This window comes from Streptomyces sp. NPDC048270, from assembly GCF_040652335.1.
Taxonomy (GTDB): domain Bacteria; phylum Actinomycetota; class Actinomycetes; order Streptomycetales; family Streptomycetaceae; genus Streptomyces.
In genome coordinates this window covers 174,058-199,773 of record NZ_JBEZLV010000004.1, presented here as the reverse complement: position 1 = coordinate 199,773, position 25,716 = coordinate 174,058, and the positions used below count along the sequence as shown (strand labels likewise).

General features: G+C 71.4%; 25 protein-coding genes and 1 tRNA gene. 9 read left to right on the top strand and 17 right to left on the bottom strand.

Annotated elements, in window-relative coordinates; all coding sequences use genetic code 11:
- Window positions 1-7 precede the first annotated feature (7 nt).
- The 5 genes from AB0D66_RS05900 (at window position 8) to AB0D66_RS05880 (ending at window position 3,361) form a co-directional block, all read left to right on the top strand.
- The gene (locus AB0D66_RS05900; RefSeq protein ID WP_079154168.1) at window positions 8-697 is read left to right on the top strand and encodes a response regulator transcription factor; all 690 of its coding nucleotides are present in this window, start codon (window positions 8-10) and stop codon (window positions 695-697) included.
- Window positions 694-2,073: a HAMP domain-containing sensor histidine kinase gene (locus AB0D66_RS05895; RefSeq protein WP_362297225.1), complete on the top strand. Its 1,380-nt coding sequence runs from the start codon at window positions 694-696 to the stop codon at window positions 2,071-2,073. Before AB0D66_RS05900 ends, AB0D66_RS05895 begins: the two co-directional genes overlap by 4 nt.
- A gap of 67 nt (window positions 2,074-2,140) precedes the next feature.
- The gene (locus tag AB0D66_RS05890; RefSeq protein ID WP_362297222.1) at window positions 2,141-2,305 is read left to right on the top strand and encodes a DUF5993 family protein; all 165 of its coding nucleotides are present in this window, start codon (window positions 2,141-2,143) and stop codon (window positions 2,303-2,305) included.
- A gap of 11 nt (window positions 2,306-2,316) precedes the next feature.
- Complete coding sequence (locus AB0D66_RS05885) at window positions 2,317-2,958, top strand: disulfide bond formation protein B (protein ID WP_362297219.1); 642 nt, start codon at window positions 2,317-2,319, stop codon at window positions 2,956-2,958.
- A gap of 103 nt (window positions 2,959-3,061) precedes the next feature.
- Entirely contained in the window at window positions 3,062-3,361 is a 300-nt protein-coding gene (locus AB0D66_RS05880; protein ID WP_362297216.1) for a hypothetical protein, read from the top strand.
- Window positions 3,362-3,663: 302 nt separating this feature from the next.
- Here AB0D66_RS05880 and AB0D66_RS05875 read toward each other — a convergent pair whose 3' ends face one another.
- From AB0D66_RS05875 to AB0D66_RS05855, 5 genes are all read right to left on the bottom strand, one after another.
- Window positions 3,664-4,164, bottom strand: coding sequence for a MarR family transcriptional regulator (locus AB0D66_RS05875; protein ID WP_362297213.1), 501 nt, complete (start codon window positions 4,162-4,164; stop codon window positions 3,664-3,666).
- Window positions 4,165-4,303: 139 nt separating this feature from the next.
- The gene (locus tag AB0D66_RS05870) at window positions 4,304-5,653 is read right to left on the bottom strand and encodes a GH1 family beta-glucosidase (RefSeq protein ID WP_362297211.1); all 1,350 of its coding nucleotides are present in this window, start codon (window positions 5,651-5,653) and stop codon (window positions 4,304-4,306) included.
- A complete protein-coding gene (locus AB0D66_RS05865; protein WP_069920382.1) occupies window positions 5,650-6,474 on the bottom strand; it encodes a carbohydrate ABC transporter permease in 825 nt (274 codons plus the stop codon). Before AB0D66_RS05865 ends, AB0D66_RS05870 begins: the two co-directional genes overlap by 4 nt.
- Window positions 6,471-7,376, bottom strand: a complete 906-nt coding sequence (locus AB0D66_RS05860) for a sugar ABC transporter permease (RefSeq protein ID WP_362297637.1) — start codon at window positions 7,374-7,376, stop codon at window positions 6,471-6,473. Before AB0D66_RS05860 ends, AB0D66_RS05865 begins: the two co-directional genes overlap by 4 nt.
- Window positions 7,377-7,464: 88 nt before the next feature.
- On the bottom strand, window positions 7,465-8,802 hold the full coding sequence (locus AB0D66_RS05855; protein WP_362297207.1) for an extracellular solute-binding protein: 1,338 nt from the start codon (window positions 8,800-8,802) through the stop codon (window positions 7,465-7,467).
- A 102-nt stretch (window positions 8,803-8,904) separates the two neighbouring features.
- On the opposite strand from AB0D66_RS05855, the gene AB0D66_RS05850 reads away from it, so the two are divergent.
- Window positions 8,905-9,933, top strand: coding sequence for a LacI family DNA-binding transcriptional regulator (locus AB0D66_RS05850; protein WP_362297204.1), 1,029 nt, complete (start codon window positions 8,905-8,907; stop codon window positions 9,931-9,933).
- A gap of 92 nt (window positions 9,934-10,025) precedes the next feature.
- On the opposite strand, the gene AB0D66_RS05845 is transcribed toward AB0D66_RS05850, so the two are convergent.
- The 4 genes from AB0D66_RS05845 to AB0D66_RS05830 all read right to left on the bottom strand — a co-directional run bounded on the left by AB0D66_RS05845 (window position 10,026) and on the right by AB0D66_RS05830 (window position 12,800).
- A tRNA-His gene (locus AB0D66_RS05845) sits at window positions 10,026-10,098 on the bottom strand.
- 97 nt (window positions 10,099-10,195) lie between these two features.
- Window positions 10,196-10,807 (bottom strand): oligoribonuclease, encoded by a 612-nt coding sequence (gene orn / locus AB0D66_RS05840; protein WP_362297201.1) that lies wholly within the window; start codon window positions 10,805-10,807, stop codon window positions 10,196-10,198.
- Window positions 10,808-10,912: 105 nt separating this feature from the next.
- Window positions 10,913-12,085, bottom strand: coding sequence for a helix-turn-helix domain-containing protein (locus AB0D66_RS05835; protein ID WP_069920377.1), 1,173 nt, complete (start codon window positions 12,083-12,085; stop codon window positions 10,913-10,915).
- A gap of 376 nt (window positions 12,086-12,461) precedes the next feature.
- The gene (locus tag AB0D66_RS05830) at window positions 12,462-12,800 is read right to left on the bottom strand and encodes a hypothetical protein (RefSeq protein ID WP_362297635.1); all 339 of its coding nucleotides are present in this window, start codon (window positions 12,798-12,800) and stop codon (window positions 12,462-12,464) included.
- Window positions 12,801-13,240: 440 nt separating this feature from the next.
- Here AB0D66_RS05830 and AB0D66_RS05825 point away from each other — a divergent pair, with 440 nt between their 5' ends.
- Together AB0D66_RS05825 and AB0D66_RS05820 are read left to right on the top strand one after the other, a co-directional pair.
- The gene (locus AB0D66_RS05825) at window positions 13,241-13,774 is read left to right on the top strand and encodes a universal stress protein (protein ID WP_215147414.1); all 534 of its coding nucleotides are present in this window, start codon (window positions 13,241-13,243) and stop codon (window positions 13,772-13,774) included.
- A 98-nt stretch (window positions 13,775-13,872) separates the two neighbouring features.
- Window positions 13,873-14,442 carry an acetate uptake transporter gene (locus tag AB0D66_RS05820; protein ID WP_362297196.1) on the top strand — a complete coding sequence of 190 codons (570 nt, stop codon included), beginning with the start codon at window positions 13,873-13,875 and terminating at the stop codon, window positions 14,440-14,442.
- Window positions 14,443-14,514: 72 nt separating this feature from the next.
- Here AB0D66_RS05820 and glmS read toward each other — a convergent pair whose 3' ends face one another.
- The 3 genes from glmS to AB0D66_RS05805 form a co-directional block, all read right to left on the bottom strand.
- Entirely contained in the window at window positions 14,515-16,332 is a 1,818-nt protein-coding gene (glmS, locus tag AB0D66_RS05815) for a glutamine--fructose-6-phosphate transaminase (isomerizing) (RefSeq protein ID WP_362297193.1), read from the bottom strand.
- Between the two features lie 72 nt (window positions 16,333-16,404).
- Window positions 16,405-16,680, bottom strand: a complete 276-nt coding sequence (locus tag AB0D66_RS05810; RefSeq protein WP_069920372.1) for a hypothetical protein — start codon at window positions 16,678-16,680, stop codon at window positions 16,405-16,407.
- 97 nt (window positions 16,681-16,777) lie between these two features.
- Window positions 16,778-17,710, bottom strand: a complete 933-nt coding sequence (locus AB0D66_RS05805) for a DUF4429 domain-containing protein (protein WP_362297188.1) — start codon at window positions 17,708-17,710, stop codon at window positions 16,778-16,780.
- A gap of 51 nt (window positions 17,711-17,761) precedes the next feature.
- Here AB0D66_RS05805 and AB0D66_RS05800 point away from each other — a divergent pair, with 51 nt between their 5' ends.
- The gene (locus AB0D66_RS05800; RefSeq protein WP_362297186.1) at window positions 17,762-19,348 is read left to right on the top strand and encodes a beta-N-acetylhexosaminidase; all 1,587 of its coding nucleotides are present in this window, start codon (window positions 17,762-17,764) and stop codon (window positions 19,346-19,348) included.
- A gap of 141 nt (window positions 19,349-19,489) precedes the next feature.
- Here the strand turns inward: AB0D66_RS05800 and AB0D66_RS05795 are convergent, their stop codons facing one another.
- The 5 genes from AB0D66_RS05795 to AB0D66_RS05775 all read right to left on the bottom strand — a co-directional run bounded on the left by AB0D66_RS05795 (window position 19,490) and on the right by AB0D66_RS05775 (window position 25,684).
- The gene (locus AB0D66_RS05795; protein WP_362297183.1) at window positions 19,490-21,274 is read right to left on the bottom strand and encodes an IucA/IucC family siderophore biosynthesis protein; all 1,785 of its coding nucleotides are present in this window, start codon (window positions 21,272-21,274) and stop codon (window positions 19,490-19,492) included.
- Window positions 21,271-21,867 (bottom strand): GNAT family N-acetyltransferase, encoded by a 597-nt coding sequence (locus tag AB0D66_RS05790; RefSeq protein ID WP_362297180.1) that lies wholly within the window; start codon window positions 21,865-21,867, stop codon window positions 21,271-21,273. The genes AB0D66_RS05795 and AB0D66_RS05790 overlap by 4 nt, the downstream gene beginning before the upstream one ends.
- Complete coding sequence (locus tag AB0D66_RS05785; protein ID WP_362297177.1) at window positions 21,864-23,165, bottom strand: SidA/IucD/PvdA family monooxygenase; 1,302 nt, start codon at window positions 23,163-23,165, stop codon at window positions 21,864-21,866. Before AB0D66_RS05785 ends, AB0D66_RS05790 begins: the two co-directional genes overlap by 4 nt.
- Window positions 23,149-24,639 (bottom strand): aspartate aminotransferase family protein, encoded by a 1,491-nt coding sequence (locus AB0D66_RS05780; RefSeq protein WP_362297174.1) that lies wholly within the window; start codon window positions 24,637-24,639, stop codon window positions 23,149-23,151. Before AB0D66_RS05780 ends, AB0D66_RS05785 begins: the two co-directional genes overlap by 17 nt.
- A 145-nt stretch (window positions 24,640-24,784) precedes the next feature.
- Window positions 24,785-25,684 carry a siderophore-interacting protein gene (locus AB0D66_RS05775; protein ID WP_362297171.1) on the bottom strand — a complete coding sequence of 300 codons (900 nt, stop codon included), beginning with the start codon at window positions 25,682-25,684 and terminating at the stop codon, window positions 24,785-24,787.
- Window positions 25,685-25,716: the final 32 nt, after the last annotated feature.

The window sequence follows — 25,716 nt, the reverse complement described above, 5'->3', positions numbered from 1 at the left end:
GCGGGCCATGGCAAGTGTGCTCGTGGTCGAGGACGACCAGTTCGTACGTTCCGCCCTCATCCGGCACCTGACCGAGGCCTCGCACACCGTGCGGAGCGTCGGCACGGCCCTGGAGGCGCTGCGCGAGGTCGCCCACCACCGGTTCGACGTGGTCATCCTCGACCTGGGGCTGCCCGACCTCGACGGGTCGGAGGCGCTGAAGATGCTGCGCGGCATCACCGACGTGCCGGTGATCATCGCGACCGCGCGCGACGACGAGGCGGAGATCGTCCGGCTGCTCAACGACGGCGCCGACGACTACCTGACCAAACCTTTCTCCGTGGAGCACCTCTCGGCCCGGATGGCCGCCGTCCTGCGCCGCGCCCGCGCCGCCGCCGGGGCCGAGCCGCCCTCGCGCGTGCTGCGCGTCGGCGGGCTGGCCATCGACCCGCTGCGCCGCCAGGCCGAGCTCGACGGGACGGTACTGGACCTCACCCGCCGGGAGTTCGACCTGCTGGCCTTCCTCGCCGGTCGGCCCGGGGTGGTCGTGGCCCGGCGCGAGCTGCTCGCCGAGGTCTGGCAGCAGTCGTACGGGGACGACCAGACCATCGACGTCCACCTCTCCTGGCTGCGCCGCAAGCTCGGCGAGACCGCCGCCCGCCCGCGCTACCTGCACACGCTGCGCGGGGTGGGGGTCAAGCTGGAGCCGCCGCTGTGAGGTGGGCCCTGGTCAAGGTGTGCCTCGCGGTCACCGCCATGGTGGTCGTGGCCTTCGCCGTACCGCTGGGGCTGGTGGTGCAGGAGATGGCCAGCGACCGGGCGTTCTCCAACGCCGAGCGGCAGGCGGCCACCATCGGGCCGACCCTGTCCATCACCACCGACCCGGTGCAGCTGCGCAAGGCCGTGGAGTCCACGCAGATGGGCGCGGCCCGGCGGATGGCCGTCCACGTGCCCGCGATCGGGGACAGCCCCCCGGTGGACATCGGCGAGGGCCGGGCGGGCGCGCACGCCGTGGCGGAGACCCGGCGGATCGGCCGGGCCACGACGGCCTCGGTGCCCGGCGGGGGCTCGGCGCTGCTCCAGCCGACCGCGCTCGGGTCCGGCGACATCGCGGTGGTGGAGGTGTTCGTACCGGAGAGCGAGGTCAGCAACGGGGTCACCACCGCCTGGCTGATCCTCGCGGGCGTCGGGGCGGCGCTGATCGTGGGATCGGTCGGGGTCGCCGACCGGCTCGGCGCCCGGCTGGTACGCCCGGCCGAGCGGCTCGCGGACGCGGCGCACCAGCTGGGCGAGGGCCGGCTCGGGGCACGGGTACCGGAGGACGGCCCGAAGGAACTCCGCTCGGCGGCGGCCGCCTTCAACGCGATGGCGGACCAAGTGGTGGAACTCCTCGCCAACGAGCGGGAGCTGGCCGCCGACCTGTCGCACCGGCTGCGCACGCCGCTGACGGTGCTGCGGCTCAACGCCGCCTCGCTCGGCGACGGCCCGGCCGCCGAGCAGACCCGCGAGGCCGTGGAGAAACTGGAACGGGAGGTCGACACGATCATCCGTACGGCCCGCGAGCAGCGCCCGCCCGCCGCCGCGGGGGCCGGAGCCGGCTGCGACGCCTCCGAGGTCATCCGCGACCGGATGGCCTTCTGGTCGGCGCTCGCGGAGGACGAGGGCCGCGAGGTGCGGCTCGCGGGAGTGGACCGTACGGTACGGATCCCCGTGGCGCGGCCCGAACTCGCCGCGGCCCTCGACGCCATGCTCGGCAACGTCTTCCGGCACACCCCCGAGGGCACCCCCTTCGCGGTGGACGTCCACGACGCCTCGGACGCGGTCATCGTGCTCGTCTCGGACGCGGGCCCCGGGATCGCCGACCCGGACGCCGCCCTGCGCCGCGGCAACGACGGCGGACGCGACGGCTCGACCGGCCTCGGCCTGGACATCGTGCGCCGGGTCGCGGAGTCGACGGGCGGCGACGTCCGGCTGGGGCGCTCGGTGCTCGGCGGCACCGAGGTGCGGGTCTGGATCGGCCTGGACGGCCGGACCCGCGGCGGCGCCGCAGGGGTGCGGGCCCGGCGCGGCCGGCGCAAGCGGCGCAGCAACTGACGTAACGGGTCGGGGGCGGGGGCGCGCCTCGCGGGCGGTGTGTGCGCGGATCGGTACGGTCCGCGGCATGGACACCCTCATCTTCGGCGGCCTCCTCGCCACCTTCGTCGCCATGTACCGGGAGTCGCCCCGGATGGTGGTGCTCGGAGCGTGGTGGGTGGTGCTGCTGGCCGTGATCCTGCTGATGGCGCACCACATCACCAGCAGCCTCGCCCTGAACCTGAGTTACTGACGGTGGCCGTGATGCACAGCCTCCTCCCGGAGGAGGCGCCGACCGGCGGACTGCTGGGGCGGGTCCAGTTCTGGTTCGCCTGCGTCTTCGCGATCGGCTGGACGGGCGTGGTCTGCGGCGGCCTCTTCTACCAGTTCGGGCTGTGGGAGTACCCGTGCTCGCTCTGCATCGTGCAGCGGATGTTCATGCTGCTGGCGGCGATGGGCGCGGCGTACATCGTGCGCACGGCGCTCGCCTACGGCACGGTGACCGGCCGGGACTACATGACGGGCTGGGGCCTGTCCCTGGTGGCGGTGATCGCCGGCTCCTTCGCTTCCTGGCGGCAGACGATGCTGCACGTCCTGCCCGGTGCCCAGGGGTACGGGAGCGAGGTGTTCGGCCTGCACCTGTACGTCTGGGCGTGGATCCTGTTCCAGGCCTCGGTGCTGGCCATCGGCATCGCCCTGGCCTTCGCCCACTCGACGGCCGACCGCTCGGTCCCGGCGGACGGGCCGGGGGCGCCGCGGACGGTGGGGATGTTCGCGCTGGGGTTCCTGGGCCTGGTCATCGCCGTCAACCTCGTGGCCGTGTTCTTCGAGGAGGGCTTCCACTGGTTCCTGCCGGACGACCCGACCCGGTACCAGTTCTTCTACGACGTCGGAATTCTGGGCTAGGAGGCGCGCCAGGCCGTGCCGGCGGCGGCCTCCCCGGACGGTGGCGGAGATGTTGCCGCCCCTGCCGGCGCCGCACAGGGTGGGCGTGACGGAAGGAGTCGGCATGAGAGTCATGCTCCGCGCCCACCTCGACACGGCTGCCAGCAACGAGGGCATCAAGACCGGGGCGCTGCCCCAGGCCATGAAGACGCTCATGGAGAAGGCCAAGCCCGAGGCCGCCTACTTCGGCCTGCACGAGGGCGTGCGCTCCTGCTGGATGGTCTTCGACCTCCAGGAGAGCTCGCGGATGCCCGCCCTGGTGGAGAGCCTGTTCCTGGAGTTCAACGCCGAGGTCGAGGTCGCTCCGGTCATGACCGCCGAGGACCTGGCGAAGGGGCTGGCGGCGATGGAGTCCTCGCCGTAGGGGCGTCGCCGGCGGGCCCGACACCGCCGGCAGCGGCAGCGTCAGCACCGCCTGCATGGCGATCGTCCACCACGGCCGTACGGCGGCCCGCCCGCCGGGGTCCCGCAGCGTCGGGCCCGGCGCGGTCGGGTGCAGCGCGAACAGGGTGCCGAAGACGAGGATCAGCACGGCGGCGTTGGCCGGTCCTGCTCATCAACGAACGCGACGGCATCGGCGAGGCGGGAGCCGTCGCCGCCGTCCTCTGGCTCGGCCAGGCCCTCGGCGGCCCCGCCATCGGCCGGCTCGCCGACCGCCGGGGCCCGTCAGCCGGCGTCGCCCGAGGCGAGACTCCTGGCCTGCGCGCGGCCGACTTCGGCGGCGCGGTGCAGGTAGTCGGCGATGACGGCGAGTTCGGCGTCGGAGTAGCCCTCCAGCACGGCGCCGAAGGCCCGGCCGGGGGTGTCCCAGGCCTTCCCGATCCGCTCGCGGGCCGCGGGGGAGAGCGAGACCAGGGCCCGGCGGCGGTCGTTCGGGTCGGAGCTCCGCTCGACGATGCCGGCCTTGACCAGCCGGTCGACGAGGCGGGTGGCCGAGCCGGAGGTCAGGCCGGTGAGGCGGGCGATGTCGCCGGTGCTGACCGGGCCGGGCTCCATGTCGAGGAGGGCGACGCACTGCATGTCGGTGGGGTGCAGTCCGACGTGGTCGGCCAGGGCCTGGTGGAAGACCGAGTAGTCGGCGTGGTGGCGCCGGCTCTCGGTGACGACGCGCGCGAGCAGTTCGGCGCGGCTCCACTCGTCACCCTTGCGGGGGGACTTGGTTGACATCGACTTCTCCATGCTCCAAATTTATGTGTGTGACGCAGAGGCTGTGCCTCTCAGAGACTGTGCCCATCAGAATCTGTGTCACGTATTCATCCTATGGAAAGGAGCCGGCCGTGTCGATGTCGATGCCAGCTGACAGCGGTCAGAAGGAGCCCGTCCTCGCCACCTGCGCGTACCAGTGGGCGCTGGAACGGGGGGTGCGGGTCTGGGTCTCGTAGTCCACGTGGACGATGCCGAAGCGCTTGCTGTAGCCGTAGGACCATTCGAAGTTGTCCAGCAGCGACCAGAGGAAGTAGCCCTTCACCGGGGCGCCGTCCGCCAGGGCGCGGTGCAGGGCGGCCAGATGGGCTTCCAGGTAGTCGATCCGCGCCGGGTCGTGCAGGTCGGGGGCGTAGGCCGCGCCGTTCTCCGTGACCAGCAGGGGCAGGTCCGGCGCCTCCCGGGAGAAGCGCATCAGCAGGTCGTACAGGCCCGTCGGGTCGATCGACCAGCCCATGCCGGTCCGCTCGCCCGGGGGCTGGTGGAAGGCCACCGTGTCGGCGCCGGGCCAAGGGGAGTGGCCCGTGGCCCCGTGGCCGTCCGCGCGGGGGCCGCTGCCGGCCGGAGCCGCCGAAACCACCGCCGGGGTGTAGTAGTTCACGCCGAGGTAGTCCAGCGGCTGGTGGATCAGCGCCTCGTCGCCGGGGCGGACGAAGGACCAGTCCGTCACGGCGGCGGTGTCCGCGAAGAGGTCCTGGGGATAGGCGCCGTGCAGCAGCGGCCCGGTGAAGATCCGGTTGGCCAGGGCGTCGATGCGGCGCTGCGCGTCCAGGTCGGCCGCGCAGCCGGTCAGCGGCCGGACCGCGCTCGGGTTGAGCGCGATCCCGACCTGCGCCGAGGCGGGCAGGGCGGCGGCGGCCAGGCCGTGGGCCAGGTTGAGGTGGTGGGCGGCGCGCAGGGAGTCGGCGGGGGAGGTGCGGCCCGGCGCGTGGACCCCCGAGGCGTAGCCGAGGAAGGCGCTGCACCAGGGCTCGTTGAGGGTGGTCCACAACTCCACGCGGTCGCCCAGCACCTTCGCGACCTGTTCGGTGTACGCGGCGAAGGCGTAGGCCGTCTCCCGTTCGGGCCAGCCGCCCCCGGCCTCCAGCTCCTGCGGCAGGTCCCAGTGGTACAGGGTCACGCACGGCCGGATCCCGTACGAGAGGAGCTCGTCCACCAGGGCGTCGTAGAAGCCGATCCCGCCGGACAGCACCCGCGGCCAGGACACGGAGAAGCGGTAGGCGCCGATCCCCAGTTCGCCCATCAGCCGTACGTCGTCCCGCCACAGCCGGAGGTGGTCGACCGCCACATCGCCCGTGTCACCGCCGTGCACCTTCCCCGGCGTACGGCAGAAGGTGTCCCAGATGGAGGGCCCGCGCAGGGCGGCCCCGCCCTCGATCTGGAAGGCGGCCGTGGCCGCGCCCCACAGGAACCCCTCCGGGAAACGCACGCTTTCCCTCGGCACACTCGTCATCCCTTGACAGCTCCCTGCATGATGCCGCCCACGATCTGGCGGCCGAAGAGGAGGAACACCAGCAGCAGCGGGAGCGTGCCCAGCAGCGCGCCCGCCATGATCACCGACTGGTCGGGTATGTAGCCCCGGCCCAGCCCGGTCAGGGCCACCTGCACCGTCGGGCTGCCGTTCTGGGTCAGCGCGACGATCGGCCAGAAGAAGTCGTTCCAGGCCATCACGAAGGTCAGCATGGCCAGCACGGCCATCGCCGGCCGGGCGACGGGGAACACCACGTGCCACACGATCCGCAGCGAGCTCGCCCCGTCCGTGCGCGCCGCCTCCACCAGTTCCATCGGCAGGGCCTGCGCCAGGTACTGCCGCATGAAGAAGACGCCGAACGCGGACACCAGGGTCGGCAGGATCACCGCCTGGAGCCGGTCGGTCCACGACAGCTCCGCGATCAGCATGTACAGGGGGACCACGCTCAGCTGCGGAGGGATCAGCATCGTCCCGATCACCAGCCCCAACAGCAGCCTGCTGCCCCGGAAGCGCAGTTTGGCGAAGGCGAAGCCGGCCAGGGTGGAGAACACCACAGTCCCGGCGGCGACGGTGCCGGCCACGATCACGGTGTTCAGCAGGGCGGTGCCCATGTTCGCGTCGGTCCAGGCGACCTGGAGGTTGCGGCCCAGGTTCCCGCCGAACCAGAACGGCGGCGGGGTCTGCGCGAGGCGCGTATTGCTCCGCGAGGCCGCGATCGCCGTCCAGACGAGGGGGAAGAGGGAGCCGACGGTGAACAGGCCCAGCACCAGGTAGGTGAGCCTGCCCGCGCGCAGGGATCTCATCGGGAAGCCCCCCGTCCGCGCAGCAGCCGTGCCGCGCCCGCGATGACCAGCAGGATCAGGAACATCGCCCAGGCGATGGCCGAGGCCCGCCCCAGGTGCAGGTTCACCCAGCCCTGCTCGTACAGGTACAGCCCGAGCGTCTGGAACTGGTGCTCCGAGCCGCCCGTGGCGCCCGCCCCGCCGTTGAACAGCAGCGGCTCGCCGAACAGCTGCGTCGCCCCGATCGTCGAGACCACACAGGTGAAGAAGATCGTCGGCCGCAGCGAGGGCACCGTCACGTGCAGGAACTGCTGCCAGCGTGAGGCCCCGTCCAGCGCGGCCGACTCGTACAGTTCGCCCGGCACGGCCTGCATCGCCGCCAGGTAGATCAGCGCGTTGTAGCCGGTCCACCGCCAGATCACGATGGTGGAGACCGCCAGCTGGGAGGCGAAGGTGCCGTTCTGCCAGTCCACCGCCCCCAGACCGACCGCCGACAGCGCCCAGTTGACCATCCCGTAGTCCCGGCCGAAGAGCAGCACGAACACCAGCGTGGCCGCCGCCACCGAGGTCGCGTACGGGGTGAGCACGGCGACCCGGAAGAAGGCCGAGCCGCGCATCCTGTAGTTCAGCAGATGGGCCAGACCCAGCGCGATCGCCAGCTGCGGCACCGTGGACAGCAGCCCGATGGTGACGGTGTTGCGCAGGGCGTTCCAGAAGAACTCGTCGTCCCACAACCGGGTGAAGTTCTTCAGCCCCACCCACGTCATGCTGTCCGGATCGGTCAGCTCCACCTGGTGCAGCGCCGCCCAGCCGGTGTACAGCAGCGGGAACAGCCCGAAGGCGGCGAAGAAGAGGAAGAACGGCGCCACGAAGGCGTAGGGGCTCCAGCGCAGGTCCCAGCGGTAGCGCCGCGAGCGCCACACCTGGCCCCGGCCGTCCCCTTCCGCCGCCGGCTGCTTCGAGCCGGCGGCGGAAGGGGACAGGACTGCTGTCTCGTCCGTCACCTGAGCCTCACTGATCCAAGGCGTTGTCGATCGCCTTCACCGCGGCCTCCCAGCCCTCCTGGGCACTGCGGCCCTTCTGGTCGACCTGGAGCATGCCGATGTCCGCCAGGTTCTGCGAGATCACCAGGTCCTTCGGGCCGACCACCGTCACCGGCACCCCCTCCGCCGCCTTCGCGAAGATCTCGCCGATCGGGGCCCCGCCGAAGTATTCGTGCTTCGCCCCCGACACCGCAGGCAGCTTGTAGGCCGCGCTCGCGCTCGGGAAGCTGCCCCGCTTCTCGAAGAGCTTCGCCTGCTGCGCCGGAGCCGTCAGCCAGGCCGCCAGCTTCGCCGCCTCCTCGGCGTGCTTGCCCGCCTTCGGCACCACCAGGAACGAGCCGCCCCAGTTGCTCGGCTTCGGCGCCTGCGCCACGTCCCACTTGTCCTTGCCCGCCGGGCCCGCCTTGTCCTGGATGTAGCCGAGCATCCAGGCCGGGCAGGAGACCGTGGCGAAGGAGCCGTTGGCGAAGCCCTGGTCCCAGGCCGGGGTGAACTGCTGGAGCTTGGCGCTCAGCCCCTCGCCCGCGAAGGAGGCCGCCAGGTCGAAGGCCCCGCGCACCGCCGGATTGGCCTTGTAGACGACCTTGCCCTGCTCGTCGTAGAACCGCTGCGCGCTGCTGCCCGTCACCGCCGCCATCACGCCCGACGCGGAGTCCACGAAGGCCTTGCCCGCGCCCGCCTTCGCCTTGTAGGCCTTGCCCGTCTCCAGGTACTTGTTCCAGTCACCCGCCCACAGCGCCCCGACCGCCGCCCGGTCGCTGGGCAGTCCGGCCGCCTCGAAGAGGTCCTTGCGGTAACAGATCCCCTGCGGCCCGATGTCGGTGCCCAGCCCGACCGTGGCCCCGCCCTTCGCCGCGCTCGCCGTGCCCTGCGCCCACTTCCACGGCAGGTACGCGGCCTTGTCCACCCCCGGCGCCTTGCCCAGGTCCACCAGCTTGTCGGCCTGGGTGGCGGTGATCTCGGCGATGTTGTTGACCTCGACGGCCTGGATGTCGGCGAGCCCGCTGCCCGTCCCCAGGTGGGTGAGGAGCTGGGGGTAGTAGTTCTCGTTCCGCTCGATCGAGGTCTGCTCGATGCGGATCCCGGGATTCTGCGCCATGTACTCGTCGTAGAGCCCGGCCTCCTGGAGGCCGAACGCGCCGAAGACCCCGACGGTCAGGGTGGTCTTCGCCTTGTCGCCCGCCGGGGCGCCGCCTTGCGGTTTCTCGGCCGGATCCTGTGCGCACCCCGCGAGCAGCAGGGTCGCCGCTCCCACCGCGGTGACTGCCGTGGCAAGGGTTCTTCGGGCTCGGGCGTGGGCTCGCATGTGCATCCTCCCTGAGGGACGGAACGTGCCGGGTGTCGTGTGCCACACTGTGGGAGCGCTCCCACAGCCGTCAAGGGGTAGATTCACAGCTGGGAGGAATCCATGAAGGCGCACGGGGGCAGTAGGGGACGGCCGACCCTGGAAGAGGTCGCGGCGCGCGCCGGAGTGGGGCGCGGCACGGTCTCCCGGGTGATCAACGGCTCCTCCAAGGTCAGCGAGCACACCAGGAGCGCCGTCGAGGCGGCCGTCGTCGAGCTGGGGTACGTGCCCAACCGCGCGGCCCGCGCCCTGGCGGCCAACCGTACCGACGCCATCGCCCTGGTGATCCCCGAGCCGGAGGCCCGGTTCTTCGCCGAGCCGTACTTCTCGGAGGTGGTCCGCGGGGTCGGCGCCGCCCTCGCCGAGACCGAGGTGCAGCTCGTCCTCACCCTGGCCGGCAGCGACCGAGAGCGCCGCCGCCTCTCCCAGTACCTGTCGGGCCACCGCGTCGACGGGGTGCTCCTCGTCTCCGTCCACGCCGGGGACCCGCTGCCGGAGCTGCTGGCCGAGCTGGGCATCCCGACCGTGATCAGCGGCCGCCGCTCGGCCGCCGAGCCGCTGCCCTCGGTGGACTCCGACAACCTGGGCGGCGCGGCCGAGGCCGTGCGCCACCTCCTGGGCCGGGGCCGCCGGGCGATCGCCACGATCACCGGTCCGCTGGACGTGTACGGGGCCCAGTGCCGCCTCGACGGCTACCGGCAGGCCCTGGCCGCCGACGGGCACCGGGCCGACGAGGGGCTGATCGCGGTCGGCGACTTCACGGAGGAGGGCGGCCGCCGGGCCATGCGCGAGCTGTTGGAGCGCCGTCCGGGGCTCGACGCGGTCTTCGCGTCCTCGGACGTCATGGCGGCGGGCGCCCGGCTGGAGCTGCGCGCGGCCGGCCGCCGGATCCCCGAGGACGTGGCGCTGGTGGGCTTCGACGACTCGGTGGTGGCCCGCCACATGGACCCGCCGCTGACCAGCGTCCGCCAGCCGATCGAGGAGATGGGCCGGACCATGGCGCGGGTGCTGCTGGCCAGGATCGCCGGGAAGGACGGGGGAGGGGCGGCCGTCGTGCTGCCGAACCGGCTGGTGGTCCGGGAGTCCTCGTGAGCCCGTACGGGGCGGAAGCGCGGGAGGTGGGCCCGGAACGAGGAGAGGGGCCCCGGTCCGCTTCCGCGGACCGGGGCCCCTCTGCCGTGCAGGGTGAGTGACGGGACTTGAACCCGCGGCCACCTGGACCACAACCAGGTGCTCTACCAACTGAGCTACACCCACCATGTCCGGTCGGAGAACCGACCGGCCGAAGAAAAGGGTACAGGGTCCGGGAGGGTGCTCGCTCCCCCCTTCTGTCGCGCCCTCGGTTCCGGGTCGGCTATTCGGCGGGCTCGGCGGGCAGCACGTGCTTGGCGGCGATGCTCCTGGCCGTGTCCGAGTCGGGGCCGGGCTGCGGCACGAAGACCGCCTCCCGGTAGTAGCGCAGCTCGGCGATGGACTCCCTGATGTCCGCCAGCGCCCGGTGGTTGCCGTTCTTCGGCGGGCTGTTGAAGTACGCCCGCGGATACCAGCGGCGCGCCAGCTCCTTGACCGAGGACACGTCCACGATCCGGTAGTGCATGTAGCTCTCGAGCGCGGCCATGTCGCGCAGCAGGAAGCCGCGGTCGGTGCCGACCGAGTTCCCGCACAGCGGCGCCTTGCGGGGCTCCTTCACGTGCTCCCGTACGTAGGCCAGGACCTGAGCCTCGGCGTCCGCCAGGGTGGTCCCGCCGGCCAGCTCGTCGAGCAGGCCGGAGGAGGTGTGCATCTCGCGCACCACGTCGGGCATGGTCTCCAGGGCCGCGTCCGGCGGGCGGATCACGATGTCCACGCCTTCGCCGAGCACGTTGAGCTCCGAGTCGGTGACCAGTGCGGCCACCTCGATAAGTGCGTCGTCCGTCAACGAGAGCCCGGTCATCTCGCAGTCGATCCACACCATGCGATCGTTCATGTGTCCCACCTTATGCGGTCCCCTCGGGACCGGACCGCATATGCGGAAGGTCCCCCATCGGCGGTGACCGATGGAGGACCTCCCTTGCCGTACCCGTTGTGAGGGTTACGCGTGTTCCCGCAGGACCCGGCCCGGGGCGTACAGCTCCGTCACCGTCGGGCCCGCCGCGGCCAGGGCCGCCGCCGCCCGCTGGGGCTGCGGAGTGCGCTGGTGCGGGACCGGGCTCTCCGAGAGCTGGGACACCTGGGCCACGTCGGCCTGCGGCCTCCGTGCCCGGTAGGCGGAGCGGTAGGCGGCCGGGGAGGACCCCAGCTGCCGCCGGAAGTGCCCGCGCAGGGCGACCGGCGAACGGAACCCGCAGCGTCCGGCGACCTCGTCGACCGAGTAGTCGGAGGTCTCCAGCAGCCGCTGTGCCTGGAGCACCCGCTGGGTGATCAGCCACTGGAGCGGCGCGCTGCCCGTCAGCGAGCGGAACCGGCGGTCGAAGGTGCGCCTGCTCATGTAGGCGCGGGCCGCCAGGGTCTCCACGTCGAACTGCTCGTGGAGGTGTTCCAGCGCCCAGGCGACGACCTCGGCCAGCGGGTCGGCGCCGATCTCCTCCGGCAGCGACCGGTCGAGGTAGCGCTCCTGTCCGCCCGTACGGCGCGGCGGGACGACGAGCCTGCGGGCCAGGGCCCCGGCCGCTTCGCTGCCGTGGTCCGTGCGCACGATGTGCAGGCACAGGTCGATGCCGGCCGCCGTGCCCGCGGACGTGAGCACGTCCCCGTCGTCGACGAACAGCTCGCGCGGATCGACATGGACGGACGGGTACCGCTTGGCCAGCGTCGGCGCGTACATCCAGTGCGTCGTCGCGGGCCGGCCGTCCAGCAGACCGGCGGCGGCGAGCACGAAGGCTCCCGTGCACAGTCCGACGATCCGGGCCCCCTCCTCGTGCGCCAGACGCAGTGCGTCGAGCGCCTCGGGAGGCGGCGGTGAAGTGATGGAACGCCATGCGGGCACGACGACCGTGCCTGCCCGGGCGATCGCCTCCAACCCGTACGGCGCGGTCAGTTCGAGTCCGCCGGTGGTCCTGAGCGGACCGTCCTCCCCGGCGCACACGAGCAATCGATAGCGTGGAACTCCCGCGTCCTGCCGGTCAATGCCGAACACGGAAAGTGGAATGGAGCTCTCGAAGATCGGTCCGCCGCTGAAGAGCAGCACCGCGACGATCTCCCTGCGGCGACGCCCCGCGAGCTTCCGGCCGGCGTCTGCGACGACGGCGGTGGAATCCTGGCTCATGGCGCTAAGCCCCCCTTGGGTGTCGCGACTCCTTGGTCTGGTCGCACCTGCACGTTTCCCCTCGGCCTTGCACGTGGATCCCCCGCCGTAAATACATGATCGAATCTACTGCGTCCCGTGGTGTCGGCGTGACAAGTTCAGCACGCAGCGCTATGTCGACTTCTCAACTTGGCGAAAAGCATTCGATCAGGAAGCGTTCCGCTCCGCTACCCGCGGGGAAGGCGTCCGGTCTGCTCGTGGCCAGTACCCGTAGGGTCAAAGCGCCCCCCGCTGTCTGTCGTCGCTGGTGGTAGGGGGGGTGGGGGGACATTCCGGCAAGAGGGGCATCCTGCCGGGAAGTTGGCTGAAAACATGCGGGTGTGGGTGTGCGAATGAGTCAGTCCTGCGTGGACGGTGCCGTACGCGGGGCGGAGCCGCCGCAGACGCGATGTCCACCTGTCCCGCCGCGCGAGTGCCGGCCGCGCGGGGCGACCGGCGGCCGCTCCTGCGCCGGGACCCGCGCCATGGCCCGTTCCGCACGCTCCGCACGCTCCGAGTAGCGCAGCAGCGCCCGGCAGGCGGCCGTCACGGCGACCAGGCCGAGGGTGGCGACCGCCGCCCCGCCGAAGGAGGTCCCGTAGACGACGAGGACCACGGGGACGAGCAGGCAGCTGAAGGCGGCCCAGCGCACGACGTCACCCGCGGGGTCGTCCTGACGGCGTCCCGAGGGGTGCACGGACGGGTGAAGGGCGGACGGGTGGGAAGGGGGGTACGGCGGGGCGGTGTCGGCGTACGGGTGGACGGGCTGCGTCGGCTGAGCTGGCTGGACGGGGTGTACCGGATGGCCGGGCACGGCGTGCTCCCTGCGGGCTCTTCCTGGACGGTCGGTCCCGTGTCCAACGCCGTTCGGCCGGGCTCGGTCACTGCGCGCACGGGTGGCGCCGGGGTGGATCGTCACTGCCTGTAGGGGGCAGCGGGCATTGCCAAGGCGCGCTCGCTCCGGCATGCTCCCTGGGACGCTCTCCAAGGGCGGCAAGCCCTGTGCAGGACAGGAGTGTCGCCGTACCCTGGTGGGTATGGGCTTGGGAAGATGCTTCCCGGACAGAGCTCCGTCACCCAGCGTCGCCGAATTTCGCCCCTGTTGCTTCCTCCAAGGACCTCTTCGCCGAGACACCCATGGCCGGTCACGAATTCTCCGAACCCGCGGACCGCAAGCGCAAACGCGTCGCCGACCCCGCGTCGGCCGCCGATCTGCGCGCGGTGGAACAGACACGCCTACCCTGCGACCCGGCCTTCCGGCACGGCGTCGTTGTGGGATTCGACGGCTCCACGTCCAGTGAGCGCGCGCTCGCGTACGCGATCGGCATGGCCCGCCGCTCCGGATCCGGACTGATCATCGTCCATGTCGCCAACCGGCTGCCCACCACGGTCTGGGCCGGCTGCGAGCCCCCCGTCTTCGTCGACGTGCCGGACCACCGCACCGAGGTGCTCGGGCTGGAGCTCGCCTGCGCGGACTACCTGGCCGAAGTGCCATGGATCCTGGTCGAGCGCGGCGGTGACATCTGCCATGAGCTGGAGGAGGTCGGCCGGGAGTATTCGGCCGACGCCATCGTGGTCGGCTCCACCCACGGGATCGTGGGCCGGATCTTCGGGTCGGTGGCGGGTCGCCTCGCCAAGCGGGCGCAGCGACCGGTTGTTGTCATTCCGTGACCCTCTGTTAAGCCGATTGTGCGGTTGTGCCCCCGTGTAAAGGGTAGATAAATGCTGCTGGGACGCAGCAAACAACTGCAGATCGAAGGGAGCCCGCCGTGGACAACGGTGTCTCTGCGGGAAGCACGGCCTCGACTTCGACCCTCGGGCACATCGCCCTGGGTCTCACCCTTCTCGCATTCGGTATCGGCCACACCGGCATCATCGACGGGGTGTCCGCCGCCAACTCCGCCTCGCTCGCGATGTACGTCGGCGGCGCGGCCCTCTTCCTCCTCGGGCTCCTCGAGTACCGCGGCGGGAACGGGTTCAACGGCACCGCGTTCGCGGGCCTCGGCGTCTTCTGGTTCACCTGGGCCAAGGGAGCGGGAGCCTCGGTCTCCGAAGAAGCCGCCGGAACGTTTCTGGTCCTCTTCGCCCTGCTCGCGCTGAGCCTCACGGTTGCCGCGGCGAGCGGTGTGTTCGGCCAGGGTGTCTACGCCCTGCTGACCCTGTCCCTCGTCCTGCTGGCCATAGCCTCGTTCGCCGGCAGCGACGGGCTCGCCAAGGTGGGCGGCTGGGTCGCCGCCGTGTCCGGCCTGCTGGCCTGGTACGGAGCCACCGCGGCCCTGGCGCACTGGCCGATGGCCATGGGCAGGGGCTCGCGCCGCGGAGCGGTCGCCGCGGGCTGAGCCGCCCGCGCGAAGACCCCCGTGCGCACCGCGCACGGGGGTCTTCGCATGCCCGGGACGGGCGGGCCGCGGCTACTCGACCGTGACCGACTTCGCCAGGTTGCGCGGCTTGTCGATGTCCCGGCCCATGGCCAGGGCCGTGTGGTACGCCAGCAGCTGGAGCGGGATGCCCATCAGGATCGGGTCCAGCTCGTCCTCGTTCTTCGGGACCACGATGGTGTGGTCCGCCTTCTCCTGCTCGCGGTGCGCCACCGCGAGGATCCGGCCGCTGCGGGCCTTGATCTCCTCGAGGGCGGCGCGGTTCTTCTCCAGCAGGTCGTCGTCCGGGACGATCGCGACGGTCGGCAGCGAGGGCTCGATCAGCGCGAGGGGGCCGTGCTTGAGCTCGGAGGCCGGGTAGGCCTCCGCGTGGATGTAGGAGATCTCCTTCAGCTTGAGGGAGGCCTCCAGCGCCACCGGGTAGCCGCGGACCCGGCCGATGAACATCATCGACTTGGCCTCGGCGAACTGGGCCGCGAGCTTCTTGATGTCCTCTTCGCCGTCGAGGATCTCCTGGATCTGCGCGGGCAGCTTGCGCAGGCCCTCGATGATCCGCTTGCCGTCGGTGACCGAGAGGTCCCGGATGCGGCCCAGGTGCACGGCGAGCAGCGCGAAGGCCACGACCGTGTTGGTGAAGCACTTGGTGGACACGACGCAGACCTCGGGGCCGGCGTGCACGTACACGCCGCCGTCGGCCTCGCGGGCGATGGCGGAGCCGACCACGTTGACCACGCCGAGGACGCGGGCGCCCTTGCGCTTGAGCTCCTGCACCGCCGCGAGCACGTCGTACGTCTCACCGGACTGGGAGACCGCGATGTAGAGGGTGTCGGGGTCCACGACCGGGTTGCGGTAGCGGAACTCGGAGGCCGGCTCGGCGTCCGCGGGGATGCGGGCCATGCCCTCGATGAGGCCGGCGCCGATCAGGCCCGCGTGGTACGAGGTGCCGCAGCCCAGGATCTTGACCCGGCGGATGCCGCGCGCCTCGCGCGGGTCCAGGTTCAGGCCGCCCAGGTGGACCGTGTTGAAGCGGTCGTCGATCCGGCCGCGCAGCACGCGGTCGACCGCGTCGGGCTGCTCGGAGATCTCCTTGTGCATGTAGGTGTCGTGACCGCCCATGTCGTACGAGGCGGCCTCCCACTCCACGGTCTCCGGGGTGGCGGTCGTGCTGGCACCGCTGGTGGTGTAGGTGCGGAAGTCGTCGGCCTTCAGGGTGGCCATCTCGCCGTCGTCGAGGGTGACGACCTGGCGGGTGTGGGCGACCAGGGCGGCGACGTCCGAGGCGACGAACATCTCCTTCTCGCCGATGCCGAGGACGACCGGGGAGCCGTTGCGGGCGACGACGATGCGGTCGGCGAAGTCGGCGTGCATGACGGCGATGCCGTAGGTGCCCTCGATCGCCTTGACGGCCTCGCGGACCTTCTCCTCGAGGGAGTCGGCCAGGGAGCGGGCGATCAGGTGGACGATGACCTCGGTGTCGGTCTCCGAGACGAAGACGACGCCCTCGGCCTCGAGCTTGGCGCGCAGCTCGGAGGCGTTGTCGACGATGCCGTTGTGGACGACGGCGACCTTGTTCTCGGCGTCGAGGTGGGGGTGCGAGTTGATGTCGCTCGGGGCGCCGTGCGTGGCCCAGCGGGTGTGCGCGATGCCGGTGGTGCCGGCGAAGCGCTTGGGGACGCGGGACTCCAGCTCGCGGACCCGGCCCTTGGCCTTGACGACCTTCAGGGCCGAGGCCTTCGGGCTGTTCACGACGATGCCGGCGGAGTCGTATCCGCGGTACTCGAGGCGCTGCAGGCCTTCCAGCAGCAGTGGTGCCACGTCACGCTTGCCGATGTAACCGACGATTCCGCACATACGGTTCTGCCCCTCCTGAAGTTCGGTACGTGTGCTCGGTGGCTGGGTCCCAGCCGGGTGCGCCGCCGCGCGTCAGCCGTAGACGATGCGGCGCAGCTGCCGGAGCGAGAGCTCCGGAGGCGCCACGGCGCGGTGCGGCAGCTCGGCCGCGATCCGCTCGAAGATCTCCGCGTTGACCGCTCCGCCGGACTGCAGTTCCCGGTGGCGGCGGCGGACGAACTCCTCGGTCGTCTCGTCGAAGTACGCGAGCACGTCGAGCACCACCCGGGCGGCCTCACCCCGCTGCAGCGAGGTGCTGCGCACCAGGTGGTCGACGAGGTCGTCATGCGACGGGCGGCGATCGAGCACCCGTAGATACTGGCGGCTCAAAGCGCCGAACGCAAAGATCCTGCCCGAAATCGGGCAGGATCCTTATGGTCTGGACCAGTGGAATGGATGGATCCGGTCAGAAACGGCGCAAAACGGCCTGCTTGGCCGCCGTGAACTCCTCCGCCGTGAGGACCCCCGACTGGTGCAGCTCACCGAGCTCGCGCAAGCGGCGCAGCAGCGCGTCGTGGTCCGCCGCGGTCTCCTCCGGCGAGGCGGACCCGGCAGCGGCTCCCGGGAGGGCCGCCGCGGGCTGCCCGGCCGCCCCGGGGGCCAGGGCCATGGCGGGGGACGCCTGCTCGGCCGCGGCCGCCGCCGGGTGGGGCATCCGGGCCGCCACGGCCGCCGCGACCAGGGCCATCAGCGGGTCGTTCTTGAAACCGAAGAGCTCCACCGTGTACGGGTCGTACTTGGGCGAGGCGGGCGACGCGGTGCCCGCCGGGAGGAAGCGCAGCCAGCCGCTCGCCAGCCCCTTGGACGGGGACCACTCCACCGACCGCAGGTCCGCCACCCGGAATTCCCGCGTCCCGCCCGACCGCTTGGCCTCCTCGGCCGTCCAGTTCCACTCCAGGGACACCCGGTCCCCGTCGAAGCCCACCGTCCCGTCGCCCGCACCCGCCGTGATCGGCACCGGGGGGCCCGGCAGCAGGTACGCGCGGGTCGGCCCGGTCTCCACCTGCTCCAGCAGGAGCGCGCCGCGCACCTCGTCCACGAAGTACTCCGCCACCCCCGTCCGGTCCGTCTCCACGGTCAGCCGGTAGGGGTCGGAGGCGTCCGGCAGCCGCCCGCCCGTCACCTGGAGCAGCGGATCGGCGCCGTCGCGCAGGCGCAGCCGCAACCGGCCCGCCTTGCGCCCCGGTTCGAAGCTGATCCCGGCCAGCGCGCGCAGCGGTACGGCGACTTCGCCGAGCGTCTGGCGCAGCAGGCCCACCCCCTTGTCGCGGCCCGGCACGATGCGCACCGTGTCCCCGTCGAAGGTCCAAGTGCCGTCCTTCTGGATGATTTCCGCCATCCGTCGATTCTCGCACCGGCCGTCGGGGCCCACTTGGCCTATACCTGAGCCATGAGAGTCCTGCGACGCACGCTCGGCACCCTCCTCGTCCTCTCCGTCCTCGGCACGGCGGTGTCCTGCACCGCCGCCCGGGGCGACGACGCCAGACCCGGCGATGACGCCCCCGCCGCCCTGGCCCCCTTCGAACGGCTGCTGCCGGCGCCCCTGGCCGCCCGCGCCGAAGGCCCCGGGTACTCCTTCGGAGCGGGCACGGTCATCCGCACGGGCCGGCCCGACGAGGAGGTCCGGCGGGTCGGCGAGCTCCTCGCGGAGCAGCTGCGCGGCCCCAGCGGGCTGCCGCTGCCGGTGGTCGACGGGGCCGGCGGGGACGGGATCCGGCTCCGGATCGACGAGGAGGCCGAGGGGGTCGGGGACGAGGGGTACCTGCTGGAGTCCGGACCGGCCGGGATCACCCTCACCGCGCGGACCCCGGCCGGGCTCTTCCACGCCGGGCAGACGCTGCGCCAGCTCGTACCGGTGGCCGGGCCCGGGACGGTGCCCGGCGGGACGGTCTCCGACCGGCCGCGCTTCGCGTACCGGGGCGCGATGATCGACATCGCGCGGCACTTCTTCCCGGTGGAGCAGGTGAAGAGGTACGTGGACCAGCTCGCGCAGTACAAGGTCAACACCCTGCACGTGCACCTGACCGACGACCAGGGGTGGCGCCTGGCCATCGACTCCTGGCCGCGGCTGGCGGAGTACGGGGGCGGCAGCGAGGTCGGCGGCGGGCCCGGCGGCCACTGGACGAAGGACGAGTACCGGGAGCTCGTCGCGTACGCGGCGGAGCGGTACGTGGAGGTGGTCCCGGAGATCGACATGCCGGGGCACACGAACGCCGCGCTGGCGTCGTACGCGGAGCTGAACTGCGACGGGAAGGCGCCGGCGCGGTACACCGGGACCAAGGTGGGCTTCAGCTCGCTGTGCGTCGGCAAGGAGCGGACGTACGCGTTCATCGACCAGGTGCTCGGTGAGCTGGCGGAGCTGACGCCGGGCCGCTACCTGCACATCGGCGGCGACGAGGCGCACTCGACGCCCGCGGCGGACTACGCGGCCTTCATGGACCGGGCGCAGGCGGTGGTGGGCCGGTACGGGAAGACGGTGGTCGCCTGGCACCAGCTGGCGTCGGCGCGGCCGGCGCGGGGGGCGGTGCTGCAGTACTGGGGGCACGACCGGACGCCAGCCGCGGAGAAGGCCGGGGTCGCGGCGGCCGCGAAGGCCGGGCATCCGCTGATCCTGTCGCCGGCGGACCGGCTGTACCTGGACATGAAGTACGAGGCGGCGACGAAGCCGGGGCTGTCGTGGGCCGGGCTCGTCCCGGTGCGGAGGTCGTACTCCTGGAACCCGGGGGACTACCTGGCCGGGGTGCCGGAGTCGGCCGTCCTGGGGGTGGAGGCGCCGCTGTGGACGGAGACGATCGCCACGCGGGCGGACTGGGAGCTGATGGCGTTCCCGCGGGTGCTGGGCCTCGCGGAGCTCGGCTGGTCGCCGGCCGCCGCCCTCGACTGGGCGTCGTACAGTCGGCGGCTTGGCGCGCAGGGGCCGCGTCTGGATGCGCAGGGCATCGCGTACTACCAGGCGCCGGACGTGCCGTGGTCTTAGCGGCGCGGCGCCGTTGTCGGGGGCTCTGCCTCCAGACCCCCGCGCCTCAAACGCCGGCGGGGCTGGATTCTGGCTGGTGCTGCCCGCCAGGCGAAGGCGGGCGGCAGTCGAGGGACCGTATCGACTGCCGCCCGGGTCTGGCTACCGCCGCGCGGCGAACGGCGCGACGGGGTTCTTGAGGGTGCCGATCAGCTGGAGCGCGGCGGACGGGTCGGCGAGGTCGACCATCTGCTTGTTGTTGCGCAGCTGGAGGCGGTTGAGGCAGGACAGCTGGAACTCCTCGGCGAACAGGTCGTAGCGCTCGAAGCGGTCCGACAGGGCCGGCATGGAGGCCTGGTACTCGTGGGCGCAGTCCGCGACCGCCCGCCAGAAGGTGTCCTCCTCGCAGATGCCCTCCGTCGCCAGGATCGGGCCCAGGAAGCGGAAGAAGCAGTCGAAGACGTCCGTGAAGACCGACAGCAGCTTCATGTCCTCCGGGATGTCCGCCCGGACCCGCTCGACCGCGGGCGGCAGCACCGCGTCCGGGTCCATGACCACGATCTCCTCGGCGATGTCCTTGAAGATCGCCCGCTTCACCACGCCGCCCTCGATGACGAGGATGGTGTTCTCGCCGTGCGGCATGTACGCGAGGTCGTACTGGTAGAAGCAGTGCAGGAGCGGGACCAGGTAGGCGCGCAGGTACGAGCGCAGCCACTCGGCGGGGGCGAGGCCCGACTCCTCGATCAGGGCGCCGACGAAGGACTTGCCCTCGGCGTCGACGTGGAGGAGCGAGGCCATGGTGGCCAGGCGCTCGTCGCCCTGGAGGGAGTTCACCGGGGACTCGCGCCAGAGGGCGGCCAGCATCTTGCGGTACGGGGAGTACCGGTCGGTGGCGCGCTCGTACTGGCGGTGGTGGTAGCCGATCGCCGCCCGCTCGCGGATGATCGAGAAGTCGACGGACCGCAGCACCGGGTCCGAACCGATCAGCTGGTGGAGCCAGTCGTTGATGGCCGGGGTGGCCTCCATGTACGCGGCCGACAGGCCCCGCATGAAGCCCATGTTCAGCACCGAGATCGCCGTCTTGACGTAGTGCTTCCCGGGGGCGCTGGTGTTGAAGAAGGTGCGGATCGACTGCTGCGCCAGGTAGGCGTCCGTGCCCTCGCCCAGCAGGACCAGGCGGCGGTTGGCGATCTCGGCGGCGAAGGTGATGGTCGTCTTGTTCCACCACTGCCAGGGGTGGACCGGGAACAGGTGGTAGTCCGCCAGGTCCAGGCCGAGGCCGGTCATCTTCGCGGAGAAGGCCGCGATCGTCTCGTCGCCCAGCTCTTCGCGCATGAACGAGTCGTGGTCCAGGCCGGCGCCCGCCGTGAAGGTGGAGACGTCCTTGCGGGCCGCCACCCACACCAGGTGGACCGGGCTCGCGGTCTCCGGGGCGTACGAGAGGTACTCGTGCACGCCGAAGCCGAGGCGGCCGTTGTTCGCGACGAAGCAGGGGTGGCCCTCGGTCATGCCGGTCTCGATGTCCTGGAAGGAGGACTTCGCGAGGACGGCGGAGGAGATCTGCGGCTTCGTGTACTTGTAGCCCGAGCCGGCCAGGGTGGAGGAGATCTCCTCCAGGTACACGGGCAGGACCTCGGCGCTGAGGCCGAGGGACTGCTGGAGCTCGATGTGGAAGTCGAGGGCGTCCAGCGGGAGCTCGGCGCCGTCCTGGTGGCGGGTGATGGACTCCTCGTCCACCGACCAGTGGTCCAGGGCGTGCCGCGTGGCCGCGAAGCGGTACTCCACGGAGGAGTCGTCGCTGCGGACCGAGTAGAGGCCGCAGTCCAGGAGCTCGGGGGTCAGCAGGCGCTCGTGGGAGAACTCGGCGAGGGCCTTGCGGACCAGGGCGCGGTTGGCGCGGGCCCACAGCTCGGGGGACAGGTGGGAGACGGCGTCGGCGAGGCTCATATCGACTCCTTCGTGAGACCGGTGGCCGCCGCGAACTGCTCGCGGGTGCAGAAGCTGAGGAGGGCTTCCTTCTCCGGCTTCTGGACCGGGCGGTCGGGCACGAAGCCGACGGCCTCGTTCAGGGCGTGGACGGCGGTGTTGCGGACGTCCGGCTCGACCACGACGCGCTCGGCCTGCGGGTCGGCGAACACGGCGGCCATGACGGTGGTGATGACCGCGCGGGTGAAGCCGTGCAGCGGCCGGTCGCTCGGCGCCACGAGGAAGTGCATGCCGACGTCGCCGGGCTGGGCGTCGTACAGGCCGACGAGCTCCAGGCGGGCCGGGTCGTACGTCTCCATCAGGAAGGCCGGGCGGCCCTCGTGCAGGCCGATGAAGGCCTGGTGGTGCTCGTGGGCCGCGATCCTCATGTACTCGCGCTCGACGTCGGGCAGCGAGGCGTCCTGCATCATCCAGAACGAGGCCTTGGGGTGCGTGACCCAGCCGTGCAGGAGCTCCGCGTCGGCGAAGGGGTCCAGCGGGCGGATCGCGAAGCTGCCGAGATCCGCGTCGGTACGCGTGTACAGGATCTCGGCGGTGGAGCCGGTGGTGCTCATGCGTGCGTGCCTTCCGGGGCTGCGAACTGCTGGAACGCGATGGACTTCTCGACCTTGTAGTACTCGCGGCCGAGGAGCTCACTGACGATATAGGCGTTGCGGTACGCGGCCATGCCCAGGTCGGGGGAGGTCAGGGAGTGGTTGTGGGTCGTGCCGTTCTGCAGGTAGACCCCGCGGCCCGTGGTGTCGACGCTGTAGTTGCGGGCGGCGTCGAGGCGGCCGCGGCCGTCGAAGTTCAGCCGCTCGCGCACCGGGGCGAGGAACTCCGGGACCCGGTACTTGTAGCCGGTGGCCAGGACCAGGCCCTCGGAGGCGAGGGTGAAGTCCCGCTCCTGCTCCTCCTGGCGCAGCCCCAGGGTGTAGGTGCCCGTGGTGGTGTCGTACGCCGTGCTGTTCAGCGAGGTGTTGGTCAGCAGGGTGGTCGGCACCTGGCCCGGCATGGTGATCTTCTTCTGGTAGAGCAGGTCGAAGATGGCGTTGATCAGATCGCCGTCGATGCCCTTGAAGAGGTTCTTCTGCTGGGTCTCGAGCCGGTAGCGGGTGTCCTCGGGGAGGGCGTGGAAGTAGTCCACGTACTCGGGGGAGGTCATCTCCAGCGTCAGCTTCGTGTACTCCAGCGGGAAGAAGCGCGGGGAGCGCGTGACCCAGTTGAGCTGGTAGCCGTGCACGTCGATCTCGGCGAGGAGGTCGTAGTAGATCTCCGCGGCGCTCTGGCCCGAGCCGACCAGCGTGATCGACTTCTTCTTCTGCAGCTCCGCCTTGTTCTGCATGTACGCGGAGTTGTGCAGGAAGTCGCCGCCGAGGCCGGCGCAGGCCTCGGGGACGAACGGCGGGGTGCCGGTGCCCAGGACCAGGCGGCGGGCCAGGTGGGTCTCGCCCCGGTCGGTGCGGACCTCGTAGAGGCCGGCCTGCTCGTCGTAGGCGACCTCGGTGACGGAGGTGGAGTACAGGACGTTGTCGAGCCGGTCGGCGGCCCAGCGGCAGTAGTCGTTGTACTCGGCCCGCAGCGGGTAGAAGTTCTCCCGGATGTAGAAGGAGTACAGCCGGTCCTGGTCCTTCAGGTAGTTCAGGAAGGAGAAGGGCGAGGTCGGGTCGGCGAGGGTCACCAGGTCCGACATGAACGGCGTCTGCAGGTGCGCGCCGTCCAGGAACATCCCGGCGTGCCACTCGAAGTGCGGCTTCGACTCGATGAACAGGCCGTCGAGCTCGTCGATCGGGGCGGTCAGGCAGGCGAGTCCCAGGTTGAAGGGACCGAGGCCGATGCCGATGAAGTCGTGGGGCTTAACGGTGGACGGCAAGGGATTCTCCCAGGAACTGCTCGGCGTGTGCGGCAAGAAGGTCGAGTACGGCCGTGATGTCGGCCGTCGTGGTCTGCGGGTTGAGGAGGGTGAACTTCAGGTACTGGTCCCCGTCCACCTTGGTTCCGGCGACGACGGCCTCACCCGAGGCGAACAGGGCCTTGCGGGCGTGCAGGTTGGCCTCGTCGACGAGTTCCCCGGGAACGTCGCCCTCGGGCACGTAGCGGAAGACCAGGGTGGAGATCTGGGGCTTGACGACGACCTCGAAGCGCGGGTCGGCGTCGATGATGTCCCAGCCCGCGGCGGCCAGGTCGATGACCTCGTCGAACAGGGAGCCGATCCCGTCGGCGCCCATGACGCGCAGGGTCATCCAGAGCTTGAGCGCGTCGAAGCGGCGCGTGGTCTGGATGGACTTGTCGACCTGGTTGGGGATGCGCTCCTCGGCCATCCGGCGCGGGTTGAGGTAGTCCGCGTGGTACGTGGCGTGCTTGAGGGTGTCGCGGTCGCGGACCAGCATGGCGCTGGAGCTGACGGGCTGGAAGAACGACTTGTGGTAGTCGACGGTGACCGAGTCGGCGCGCTCGATGCCGTCGAGGAGGTGCCGGCGGGTGGGGGAGGCCAGCAGTCCGCAGCCGTAGGCGGCGTCCACGTGCATCCACGCGGAGTGCTCGTCGGCCAGCCGGGCGATCTCGGGGAGCGGGTCGATGGACCCGAAGTCGGTGGTGCCGGCGGTGGCGACGACGGCCATCGGGAAGAGGCCCTCGGCGGCGCACTCCTCGAGCTCCAGGGCGAGCACCGAGGTGTCCATGCGGCGGTTGCGGTCGACCGGGACGGCGATGACGGCCTCGTAGCCGAGTCCGAGCATGGCGGCCGACTTCTTCACGCTGAAGTGGCTGGCCTCGGAGGTGAAGATGCGCAGCTTCGGCAGGAGTTCGGCCTTGGTGAGCTCGCGGCCCGCGTCCAGCTCCTTCTTCATGACCAGGCGGCAGGCCTCGTCACGGGCGAGCAGCAGCGCGTGGAAGTTGGACTGGCTGCCGCCGGAGGTGAAGATGCCGTCGGCGGCGGGGCCGAGTCCGATGCGCTGCGCGGTCCAGTCGACGAGGCGGCGCTCGATGAGCGTGCCGCCGATGGACTGGTCCCAGGTGTCGAGGGAGGAGTTGACGGCCGCGAGGACCGCCTCGCCGAGCACCGCCGGGATGACGACCGGGCAGTTGAGGTGGCCGAGGTAGCGCGGGTGGTGGAAGTACACGGCGTCGCGCAGGTACACCTCCTCCAGCTCGTCCAGGACGGCTGCGGCGTCTCCGAGCGGCCGGTCCAGGTCGATCCCGTTGATGACCGGGGCGAGTTCGTCGACGGATATACCGGTGTGGGGCCGCTCCGTGGTCGCGAGTTTGGCGGCGACGCGTGCGACGCCCTCGGTGACGGAACGCCGGTAGAGGTCCGCGGTCGTCTCGTTCAGCAGATGCGAGCGCATCAACTTTCCTCCGGGCAGGGGGAGAAGGGGAGGGTGGGGTGTGTGAGTCTTAGGTTAGCCTAACCTAAACTAATACGCCAAATGAAGATGGGCCCTGGCCGGAACCAGGACCCATCTCAACTGCCGTACGGAGTAAGCAATCTGACTAGAGCTCGGATGCGGGATCCTCGCTCGGCGCCTGCCCCGCGTACGCCTCGGCGAGGAGCTGCTCCTCGCTCGCGCCGAGCCGCCAGTAGCCGGTGAAACGCACCGAGCGGCGGTCGACGGATCGTTCCTGCACGAAGTGGCGGCGTACGGCGCGCACCGTGCCCGCCTCGCCGGCCAGCCACACGTACGGGGCTTCGGCGGCGAGCGGCCCCGCCGCGCGCAACACGCTCGGCACCCGCTCCGTGCGCTCCCGGCCGTCGCCCTCGCGGACGATCCAGGTGATGTCCGCTCCCGCGGGCGCCGACAGCGCGAGTCGGTCGTCCTCGTGCGGGACCTCGAACCAGGCCCGGACCCGGGTCCCGGCCGGCAGCCGGTCCAGGATCGCGGCCGCGGCCGGCAGGGCGGTCTCGTCCGCGTACATCCAGACCGCGTCGGCCCCGGCCGGCGGCTGGAACCGGACGGACTTGTTCTCGGCGACGGCCGGGCCGATCGCCAGGATCCGGCGGCCGGTCACCGCCCGGCCCGCCCAGTGGGAGGCGGGGCTCGCGTAGCCGTGCAGGACGAAGTCGATGTCGACCTCGTCCACACCCCCGGCGGTACGGCGCTGTTCGCGCACCGTGTAGGAGCGCATCACCGGCCGCTCCGCGTCGGGCATCGCGCGCCAGGCGGCGAACCAGGTGTCCGCGTCGGTGGACGGGAGCACGGTGTGCTCCTGGCCGGCCGGCGGCAGGAAGAGCGACAGGCTCTGGTCGAAGCCGCCCGAGCGGAAGTCCGCGAGGGACTCGCCGCCGAACGTCACCCGCAGGAACGAGTGGCCGAGCCGGCGCGTGCGCAGCACGTCCAGTGCGAAGAACCGGAAGTGCAGGGCGGCCGGAACGTCGGACGCGGTGACGGCCATGCGGAGAGTCCCCCCTGGGATTCGGCCGGAAC

Coding starts and splice junctions, on each gene's coding strand:
- AB0D66_RS05795 (WP_362297183.1), bottom strand. CDS start 21,274: ATGAGCCTCGCCGACGCCGTCTCCCACCTGTCCCCCGAGCTGTGGGCC.
- AB0D66_RS05850 (WP_362297204.1), top strand. CDS start 8,905: ATGAAGGCGCACGGGGGCAGTAGGGGACGGCCGACCCTGGAAGAGGTC.
- orn (WP_362297201.1), bottom strand. CDS start 10,807: ATGAACGATCGCATGGTGTGGATCGACTGCGAGATGACCGGGCTCTCG.
- AB0D66_RS05800 (WP_362297186.1), top strand. CDS start 17,762: ATGAGAGTCCTGCGACGCACGCTCGGCACCCTCCTCGTCCTCTCCGTC.
- AB0D66_RS05780 (WP_362297174.1), bottom strand. CDS start 24,639: ATGCGCTCGCATCTGCTGAACGAGACGACCGCGGACCTCTACCGGCGT.
- AB0D66_RS05825 (WP_215147414.1), top strand. CDS start 13,241: ATGGCCGGTCACGAATTCTCCGAACCCGCGGACCGCAAGCGCAAACGC.
- glmS (WP_362297193.1), bottom strand. CDS start 16,332: ATGTGCGGAATCGTCGGTTACATCGGCAAGCGTGACGTGGCACCACTG.
- AB0D66_RS05890 (WP_362297222.1), top strand. CDS start 2,141: ATGGACACCCTCATCTTCGGCGGCCTCCTCGCCACCTTCGTCGCCATG.
- AB0D66_RS05775 (WP_362297171.1), bottom strand. CDS start 25,684: ATGGCCGTCACCGCGTCCGACGTTCCGGCCGCCCTGCACTTCCGGTTC.
- AB0D66_RS05870 (WP_362297211.1), bottom strand. CDS start 5,653: ATGACGAGTGTGCCGAGGGAAAGCGTGCGTTTCCCGGAGGGGTTCCTG.
- AB0D66_RS05790 (WP_362297180.1), bottom strand. CDS start 21,867: ATGAGCACCACCGGCTCCACCGCCGAGATCCTGTACACGCGTACCGAC.
- AB0D66_RS05835 (WP_069920377.1), bottom strand. CDS start 12,085: ATGAGCCAGGATTCCACCGCCGTCGTCGCAGACGCCGGCCGGAAGCTC.
- AB0D66_RS05875 (WP_362297213.1), bottom strand. CDS start 4,164: ATGTCAACCAAGTCCCCCCGCAAGGGTGACGAGTGGAGCCGCGCCGAA.
- AB0D66_RS05885 (WP_362297219.1), top strand. CDS start 2,317: ATGCACAGCCTCCTCCCGGAGGAGGCGCCGACCGGCGGACTGCTGGGG.
- AB0D66_RS05900 (WP_079154168.1), top strand. CDS start 8: ATGGCAAGTGTGCTCGTGGTCGAGGACGACCAGTTCGTACGTTCCGCC.
- AB0D66_RS05805 (WP_362297188.1), bottom strand. CDS start 17,710: ATGGCGGAAATCATCCAGAAGGACGGCACTTGGACCTTCGACGGGGAC.
- AB0D66_RS05865 (WP_069920382.1), bottom strand. CDS start 6,474: ATGAGATCCCTGCGCGCGGGCAGGCTCACCTACCTGGTGCTGGGCCTG.
- AB0D66_RS05855 (WP_362297207.1), bottom strand. CDS start 8,802: ATGCGAGCCCACGCCCGAGCCCGAAGAACCCTTGCCACGGCAGTCACC.
- AB0D66_RS05880 (WP_362297216.1), top strand. CDS start 3,062: ATGAGAGTCATGCTCCGCGCCCACCTCGACACGGCTGCCAGCAACGAG.